The organism is Streptomyces sp. SBT349 (assembly GCF_001083795.1).
In the GTDB taxonomy this organism is placed as follows: Bacteria; Actinomycetota; Actinomycetes; order Streptomycetales; family Streptomycetaceae; genus Streptomyces.
In genome coordinates this window covers 1-7710 of sequence record NZ_LAVK01000348.1, presented here as the reverse complement: position 1 = coordinate 7710, position 7710 = coordinate 1, and the positions used below count along the sequence as shown (strand labels likewise).

The following is a 7710-nucleotide window of genomic DNA, read 5'->3' as shown; positions in this document are numbered from 1 at the left end:
GGGGCGGTGGCTCCGGCGGCGGCTACTCGGACGAGCCGCCCTTCTGAGGGGCGCGCTCGGCACAGCACTCACTTCTTTTGAATCACCGGAGAGAAACACGATGGCGAAGCCGCCTGCGCGCAAGCCCAAGAAGAAGGTTTGCGTCTTCTGCAAGGAGAAGATCTCCTACGTCGACTACAAGGACACGAATCTGCTGCGGAAGTTCATTTCCGACCGCGGCAAGATCCGTGCCCGCCGGGTCACCGGCAACTGCACCCAGCACCAGCGCGATGTCGCCACGGCCGTGAAGAACAGCCGTGAGATGGCGCTGCTGCCCTACACCTCGACCGCTCGCTAGGAAAGGGTGACCACAGCGTCATGAAGATCATCCTGACCGGTGAGGTCTCCGGGCTCGGCACCGCCGGAGACGTCGTCGAGGTGAAGGACGGGTACGCCCGTAACTATCTGCTGCCCCGCGGTGCGGCCATCCGCTGGACCAAGGGCGGCGAGAAGGACGTCGAGCAGATCCGGCGCGGTCGCAAGATCCGTGAGATCGCCACGATCGACCAGGCCAACGACGTCAAGTCCCAGCTGGAGGGCGTCACCGTGCGCCTGAAGGTCCGGGCCGGCTCCGGCGGACGCCTCTTCGGCTCCGTCACCCCGGCCGACATCGTCTCCGCGGTGAGGACCGCGGGCGGGCCCGATGTGGACAAGCGCCGCATCGAGCTGACCACGCCGATCAAGAGCCTCGGCACGCACCGGATCTCCGTCCGGCTGCACCCCGAGGTCGTCGCGAACGTCGGCGTCTCGGTCGAGGCCTCGAAGTAACGCGCGCCGGCCGGCCGTTCGCGCCCTGTTCGCGCCCCGGGCAGTCCCCGACGGGGGCTGCCCGGGGGTGGGCTCAGGCGCGGACGGCCCCGGTGACCAGCCAGCGGCCGGTTCTGGCGCGCAGGCCCAGGGTCACCAGCCGGGTGCCCATCATCAGCCCGGCGATCGCCCACCACAGCGCGGTGACCCCGCCGCCGAGCGCGGGCACCAGCAGGGCGCCCGGGGCGAAGAGGGCGAGCGTCAGCAGCATGGCCCCGGCCAGGTAGGGGCCGTCGCCCGCGCCCATCAGCACCCCGTCCAGCACGAACACCACTCCGGCGATCGGCTGGGTGACGGCGATCACCCACAGCACGGGGAGCAACTGGTCGCGCACCTCGGGGTCCGAGGTGAACATCCTCAGGACCAGCGGCCCCGTGGCGATCACCAGCACGGTGAGCGCCAGTCCCGAGACCACGCCCCACCACACCATGCGGCGGCAGGCCGACCTGGCCCCCGCCGCGTCGCCCGCCCCGAGGGCGCGGCCGATGAGGGCCTGCCCGGCGATGGCGATGGCGTCGAGCCCGAGGGCCAGGAGTGTCCAGAGGGTGAGCGCGATCTGGTGCGCGGCGATGTCGGCGTCGCCGAGCCTGGCGGCCACGGCGGTGGCGATGAGCAGGACGCCGCGCAGGGACAGGGTCCGGATCAGGAGGGGAACGCCGGCCCGCGCGTTGACCAGGATCCCGGCCGTGCTGGGGCGCAGCGGGGCGCCGTGCGCGCGGGCGCCGCGGACGACGACGCGCAGGTAGACGGCGGCCATGCCGTACTGGGCGAGGACGGTCCCCCAGGCCGAGCCGGCGACGCCGCCGTCGAGGCCGTAGATGAAGAGGGCGTTCAGCACGACATTGGCGCCGAAGCCGCCGATGGCGACATACAGCGGGGTGCGGGTGTCCTGGAGCCCGCGCAGCACGCCGGTCGCGGCGAGCACGATGAGCATCGCCGGGATGCCGAGGGTGCTGATCCGCAGATAGGTGACGGCGTGGGGCGCCGCGGTGGAGGAGGCGCCGAACGCGTCCACCAGGGCGGGGGCGGTGGGGACGACGACGGCGACGAGGGCGAGGCCGAGGATGACGGCCAGCCATATGCCGTCCATGCCCTGGCGGATGGCGGCCGTGAGGTCGCGGGCGCCGACGCTGCGGGCGACCGCCGCGGTGGTGGCGTAGGCGAGGAAGACGAAGACGTTGACGAAGGTGGTCAGCAGGGCGGCGGCGATGCCGAGTCCGGCGAGCTGCGGGGTGCCGAGGTGGCCGACCATGGCGCTGTCGGCCATGAGGAAGAGCGGTTCGGCGATCAGCGAGCCCAGGGCGGGGAGGGCCAGGACCAGTATGTCCCGGTCCTGGCGGCGCCTGGCCCGGGTGCGTTCGACCGCTTCCGGGGGCTCCTGACCACCGGGCGGCGCGGTGGGCGGTGACGCTGGGGACATGGTCCGATCCAAACATCCACAGGTAATAGATGCAAGGGATATGGAACCCTTACTGGCCGGAGTGTGCGGTGTGATGGTCTGCGGTCGTTGTCGTGAGCTTGGCGAGGGGGGACGGGCGCTGGCGTTCCGTCAAGCTCGCCCGGGAAATCGCAGGTCAGTGGGGGTGTGATCGGAGCGGGGTGACACGGCAACAGGGCGTGGCCACTGCTTCGTCCACAGGAATCGCCGAGTCATCCACAGGGTGTGATCCGAAATCCACATAGCCTGTGGATAACTCGGGTTGGCCCTCCCCCCGCCGCCCCGTACCGTAGGCCCCGCTCGGTGCGGAATGTCAGAGCCGTGGCGTAGGAATGAGACGGAGCGCGGCGGTTGGAGCCGGGAGGAGGCGGGGTCGGTGTCTGATCTCGACGAGCACGCTGGCCCCTGGGGGGGGCCCGACGAGGAGGACCGGCCGCCGGCCTCGCGTCCCCGGGGAGGCATGGACTCCGGCGATCCGGAGAGAGCCGCCTTCGAGCGGGTACCACCGCAGGACCTGCCCGCCGAGCAGTCGGTGCTCGGCGGCATGCTGCTCTCCAAGGATGCCATCGCGGATGTGGTCGAAGTCCTGCGCGGCCAGGACTTCTACAAGCCCGCCCACGAGACGATCTACGCCGCCATCCTCGACCTGTACGCCAAGGGCGAGCCGGCCGACCCCATCACCATCTCGGCCGAGCTGACCAAGCGCGGCGAACTGGCCAAGGTGGGCGGCGCGGGCTACGTCCACTCGCTGGTCCACATGGTCCCGACCGCGGCCAACGCGGAGTACTACGCGGAGATCGTGCACGACCGGGCCGTGCTGCGCCGCCTGGTCCAGGCGGGTACCAGGATCACCCAGATGGGGTACGCCTCGGACGGCGACGTCGATGACATCGTCAACGCGGCGCAGGCCGAGATCTACCAGGTCACCGAGCAGCGCACCTCGGAGGACTACCTCCCTCTCGGCGAGATCATGGAGGGGACGCTCGACGAGATCGAGGCGATCAGCAACCGCAGCGGGGAGATGACCGGCGTCCCCACGGGCTTCACCGACCTCGACTCCCTGACCAACGGCCTGCACCCGGGCCAGATGGTGGTGATCGCGGCCCGCCCGGCGATGGGCAAGTCGACGCTCGCGCTGGACTTCGCCCGCACCTGTTCGATCAAGCACAAGCTGCCGAGCGTCATCTTCTCGCTGGAGATGGGGCGGAACGAGATCGCGATGCGCCTGCTGTCGGCGGAGGCCCGCGTGGCGCTGCACCACATGCGGTCCGGCAGCATGACGGACGAGGACTGGAACCGGCTGGCCCGCCAGATGGCCGAGGTCAACGAGGCCCCGCTGTACATCGACGACTCGCCGAACCTGTCGATGATGGAGATCCGCGCCAAGTGCCGCCGACTCCGCCAGCGGAACGAGCTTCAGCTCGTCATCATCGACTACCTCCAGCTGATGCAGACGGGCGGCAGCCGCCGTCCCGAGTCCCGGCAGCAGGAGGTCTCCGAGATGTCGAGGAACCTGAAGCTCCTCGCCAAGGAGCTGGAGGTCCCGGTCGTGGCGCTCTCCCAGCTGAACCGCGGACCCGAGCAGCGGACGGACAAGAAGCCGATGATTTCCGACCTCCGCGAGTCGGGATCGATCGAGCAGGACGCCGACATGGTCATCCTGCTGCACCGGGAGGACGCCTACGAGAAGGAGTCCCCCCGCGCGGGCGAGGCGGACCTGATCGTGGCCAAGCACCGCAACGGCCCCACGGCGACGATCACCGTGGCGTTCCAGGGCCACTACTCACGCTTCGTCAACATGGAGGGCGGCTTCTGAGCGGCGGGGGGCCGCCGCCCCGCGCGCTGATCGCGGAAATCGGTTTGCGCGGGGGGACGGTGACCGGATAGACCGTGTCCGGACCTCCGCCGACAGGGCCGGGGCGCGGACCGCGTCTGACCCCGGAGCGGACGGGCGCCTTCACCGGAGCGTGCCGTGACCGTGGAAAAGAACGACCTGACCCTGCGCCCGATCGCCGGGCGCGAGGAACTCGACCTGTTCTCCCGACTGCCCTACGCCCTCAACGAGGAGTTGGGCGACGACCTCGCCGCTGGGCGTCGCCGCCCGGAGTGGATGTGGGTCGCCCTGCGCGGTGACCACCTGCTGGCCAGGGTCGCCTGGTGGGGGCGGACCGGGGACGACACCCCGTTCCTCCTGGACATCCTCGACTTCGACGACTCCGACGACGGCGGCGGCGGGGACGGGGACCGCGTGGACATCGGCGTGCGGCTGCTCCGGACAGCCATGGCCGCCGTGCTCCCGGCGGGCACCCGCCCACCCGAGTACAGCCGCTTCCTTCCACCCGACTGGCGCGCGGGCGAGGTGACCCGGCGCGCCGTCGAGGACCGCATGGCCGCCCTGGAACGGACCGGTGCCCGCCCGCTGGTCGAGCGGCTCCGTCTGGAGTGGCGTCCCGGGACGCCGATCCCCGAGCCGAGGGGGCGCCTGGCGTTCCGCCCGGTCCGCGACACCGAGGAGATCCTCGCCCTGATGACTCGCGTCCTGGACGGGACGCTGGACGCGCACGGCAGGGACGACCTGGGCCGGATGTCGGCCCGGGAGGCGGCGGTCGGACACTATGAGGCGGAACTCGCGCACTACCGGAGCCCGCGGGACTGGTGGCGGATCGCGACGCTGCCGGACGGCGAGCCGGTGGGGTTCCTCACCCCGGCCCGCAACGACTACAACCCCGTCATCGGCTACCTCGCCGTCCTGCCCGAGCACCGCGGCAACGGCTACATCGACGAGATCCTCGCCGAAGGCACCCGCATCCTCAGCGCCCAGGGCGTCCCGCGCATCCGGGCGGCGACGGACTGCGGCAACACCCCCATGGCCAACGCCTTCCAGCGCGCCGGATATGTCACTTTCGAACGCACGATCACCATGACCTGGCGGTGACGCGGCCCGCCGCGCGCCTACGCGGAGGGGCCGCCGCCCGGCCGGCCGGGCCCGAGGAGGTCCCAGCGGTTGCCGTAGCGGTCGACGAGGACGGCGATCCTGCCGTACGGCTCGTCCCTCGGCGGCTGCTCGACGCTCACGCCCGCCGCGGCCAGGCGGCGGACGTCGGCGTCGACGTCGTCCGTGGTGAGGAAGAACGCGACCCGGCCACCGGTCTGGTCGCCGATCCGCTCGCGCTGCGGCCCGGTGGCGGCGCGGGCCAGCAGCAGCGCCGTCTGCGCCCCGGGCCCCGGCGCGACCACCACCCAGCGCTTGCCCGGGGCGTCCGGCTGGTCGAGCGGGGTGTCCTCGCGCAGCTCGAAGCCCATGCGGCCGGTGTAGTACGCGATGGCTTCGTCGTAGTCGGGGACGAGGAGGGTGACCAGACTCAGATGGCCCATGGGGACAGCCTGCCATCCTGCATCCTGGAGGCATGTCCGTGTACCGGGAAAGGCCCTCGCGGCTCGGCGGTGGGGCGGTGGTCTGGAGCGTCCGCTCGGCCGCCGGAACCGGCCGCGTGCTGCCCGACGGCTGCATGGATCTGATGTGGATGGACGGGGGCCTGGTGGTGGCCGGGCCCGACACCAGGGCGCACGTCTTCCGGGGGAGGCCCGCGACCGGGATCGTCGGGCTCCGGTTCGCGCCGGGCGCCGGGCCCTGTGTCCTGGGGGTGCCGGCCGACGAGCTGACCGACCTGCGGGTCCCGCTGGCCGATCTGTGGCCCGCCTCCGCCCGCGTGCGGGAGCTGACCGAGCGCGTCGCCGCCGCGGGGGATCGCGGCGCGGCGCTCGAGGCGCTCGCCGCCGCGCGCCGCGCGGGTGCGGGAGGCGGGGAGCCCGACGGCTGGCGGCAGGGCGCCGTCGCCGCGATGGCGCGGGGTCTCGGCGTGGGGGAGACCGCGCGGCGGCTGGGGCTGAGCGAGCGGCAGCTGCGGAGGCGCAGCATGGCCGCGTTCGGCTACGGGCCCAAGACGCTCGCGCGGGTGCTGCGGATGCAGCGCGCCCTGGCCCTGGCCCGGGGCGGCACACCGCTGGCCGAGGTGGCGGCGGTGGCCGGGTACGCGGACCAGGCCCATCTGTCGCGCGAGGTACGGGAGTTGGCCGGGGTGCCGATCACGGTGCTGCGGGGCTGAGGCCCGGCTTCGGGCTCAGCCGAGGGGGGCGAAGAGGTCGACGCCGTTGCCGTCCGGATCGAGGATCACCGCGTAGCGCTGGCCCCAGAACGCGTCCCACGGCGCCTTCTCGCCCGTGTAGCCCGCCTGAACGAGGTCCGCGTACTGCCGGTCCACGTCCGCCGCGTCGTCGCAGAGGAACGCGAGTCCGATGCCGCCCGTGCCCGGCTTGTGGCCGGCCTCCGGGCTGAAGGCGGCGATGGACTCCGCGGTGTCCCAGGCCAGGCGGAGCCCGCCGGGCAGCAGCGCCTCCACGTGGGGATCGCCCTCCCGCCCTTCGGGGATGTCCAGGCCGAGCCGCCGGTAGAAGGCGAGGGAGGCGGCCATGTCGTCGGTGACGATGCCGATGAGGTCGAGTCGAGGTGTCATGCCAGGCAGCCTAGGCAGCGGCGTCCCCGGTCGGCTTGAACGAATCGGACGCGTCCGGCTGGCAGGCCGCGGCGACGGCGAGGCTGTCCTCGTAGACGCACATCCGGCAGATGAGCCCGTCGCCGTCGACGCTGAGGCGCAGCGCGAACGGCGAGCGGAACGACCTGCCCGTGGCGCGCACGGTGCCGCCCATGCTCCCCGCGACCATGGCCTCCGCCCCCTCGGCGACGATCGCGTCCACGGTGGCGAACGCGTCCTCGGCAACGGTGTGGGCGGCGAGGGCGGCGTAGTGGGCCGCCACGTCGGCCCGCGTCGAGCGCGGCCTGATCCAGGGGACGACCGGGTTGTCGGCGATGACCCAGTCGACCTCGGCGGCGAACAGCTCGGCCAGCCGCTCGGGGTTCCTCTCGGCGAAGCGGCCGAGGAACGCGTGGACGGCGGCACGGGTGACGGCGGTCGAGGACCCCGGAGGTCATGGCCGGACCCGGGTCACCCCATGGCGACCGAGTACGGGGCGAAGCGGCGGGGGATGTCGCCGGGGAGGGCGGGGGCGCCGAGGACCATCAGGGAGCAGCGGGACCGCCTGGCCAGGCCGTGGCCTTCGAGCCAGGCCGCGAGGGCGGGGTGCCGGTCGTCGGCGTCGAACCGAACCGGCAGGTCCGAGGCGGTGGCCAGGCGGGCGGGGAGGGCGGGCAGCGGGGCGAGCAGCCCGGTGGGGTCGGCGCCGAAGAGGGGCGGGTGGTAGGCGAGGAGCGCGGGCATGGCGGGGGCGGTGGCGTCGCGCACGGTGTGGGCGCTCGCCCGGCGGTGGGCGCCGGTGAAGTGCCCCCGGAGGGTGGTGAACGCGCCGACCGCCGTGAAGCCGAGCTGTTCGTACAGCGGCCTCCCGTTCTCCGTCGCGCTGAGGAACGC

Annotated in this window: 9 protein-coding genes and 1 pseudogene; 5 read left to right on the top strand and 5 right to left on the bottom strand. The window is 72.6% G+C overall.

The features are described 5' to 3' along the window. The first annotated feature begins 100 nt into the window (after positions 1-100). Both rpsR and rplI read left to right on the top strand, forming a co-directional pair. A complete protein-coding gene (rpsR, locus tag ADY01_RS29550; RefSeq protein ID WP_003978893.1) occupies positions 101-337 on the top strand; it encodes a 30S ribosomal protein S18 in 237 nt (78 codons plus the stop codon). A gap of 20 nt (positions 338-357) precedes the next feature. Continuing rightward, positions 358-807, top strand: coding sequence for a 50S ribosomal protein L9 (gene rplI, locus ADY01_RS29545; RefSeq protein ID WP_049579593.1), 450 nt, complete (start codon positions 358-360; stop codon positions 805-807). A gap of 73 nt (positions 808-880) precedes the next feature. On the opposite strand, the gene ADY01_RS29540 is transcribed toward rplI, so the two are convergent. After that, positions 881-2266, bottom strand: a complete 1386-nt coding sequence (locus ADY01_RS29540) for an MATE family efflux transporter (RefSeq protein WP_049579592.1) — start codon at positions 2264-2266, stop codon at positions 881-883. Between the two features lie 328 nt (positions 2267-2594). Here ADY01_RS29540 and dnaB point away from each other — a divergent pair, with 328 nt between their 5' ends. Then, positions 2595-4100, top strand: a complete 1506-nt coding sequence (gene dnaB, locus ADY01_RS29535) for a replicative DNA helicase (RefSeq protein ID WP_420715752.1) — start codon at positions 2595-2597, stop codon at positions 4098-4100. Between the two features lie 162 nt (positions 4101-4262). Then, positions 4263-5219, top strand: coding sequence for a GNAT family N-acetyltransferase (locus ADY01_RS29530; RefSeq protein WP_049579602.1), 957 nt, complete (start codon positions 4263-4265; stop codon positions 5217-5219). Positions 5220-5236: 17 nt separating this feature from the next. On the opposite strand, the gene ADY01_RS29525 is transcribed toward ADY01_RS29530, so the two are convergent. Further along, on the bottom strand, positions 5237-5659 hold the full coding sequence (locus tag ADY01_RS29525) for a VOC family protein (RefSeq protein ID WP_049579588.1): 423 nt from the start codon (positions 5657-5659) through the stop codon (positions 5237-5239). A gap of 38 nt (positions 5660-5697) precedes the next feature. On the opposite strand from ADY01_RS29525, the gene ADY01_RS29520 reads away from it, so the two are divergent. Beyond that, a complete protein-coding gene (locus ADY01_RS29520; protein ID WP_049579600.1) occupies positions 5698-6390 on the top strand; it encodes a helix-turn-helix transcriptional regulator in 693 nt (230 codons plus the stop codon). 15 nt (positions 6391-6405) lie between these two features. Here ADY01_RS29520 and ADY01_RS29515 read toward each other — a convergent pair whose 3' ends face one another. The 3 genes and pseudogenes from ADY01_RS29515 to ADY01_RS29505 all read right to left on the bottom strand — a co-directional run. Continuing rightward, a complete protein-coding gene (locus ADY01_RS29515; protein ID WP_053171327.1) occupies positions 6406-6798 on the bottom strand; it encodes a VOC family protein in 393 nt (130 codons plus the stop codon). A 10-nt stretch (positions 6799-6808) separates the two neighbouring features. Continuing rightward, a complete protein-coding gene (locus ADY01_RS29510) occupies positions 6809-7180 on the bottom strand; it encodes a nuclear transport factor 2 family protein (RefSeq protein WP_420715753.1) in 372 nt (123 codons plus the stop codon). A 107-nt stretch (positions 7181-7287) separates the two neighbouring features. Next, a pseudogene (locus tag ADY01_RS29505) lies at positions 7288-7710 on the bottom strand (GNAT family N-acetyltransferase); the annotation flags it as partial.

Bases quoted from the DNA above. Each gene is read 5' to 3' on its own strand.
- ADY01_RS29525 (WP_049579588.1), bottom strand. From the start codon at position 5,659: ATGGGCCATCTGAGTCTGGTCACCCTCCTCGTCCCCGACTACGACGAA.
- rplI (WP_049579593.1), top strand. From the start codon at position 358: ATGAAGATCATCCTGACCGGTGAGGTCTCCGGGCTCGGCACCGCCGGA.
- ADY01_RS29515 (WP_053171327.1), bottom strand. From the start codon at position 6,798: ATGACACCTCGACTCGACCTCATCGGCATCGTCACCGACGACATGGCC.
- rpsR (WP_003978893.1), top strand. From the start codon at position 101: ATGGCGAAGCCGCCTGCGCGCAAGCCCAAGAAGAAGGTTTGCGTCTTC.
- ADY01_RS29540 (WP_049579592.1), bottom strand. From the start codon at position 2,266: ATGTCCCCAGCGTCACCGCCCACCGCGCCGCCCGGTGGTCAGGAGCCC.
- dnaB (WP_420715752.1), top strand. From the start codon at position 2,595: ATGTCAGAGCCGTGGCGTAGGAATGAGACGGAGCGCGGCGGTTGGAGC.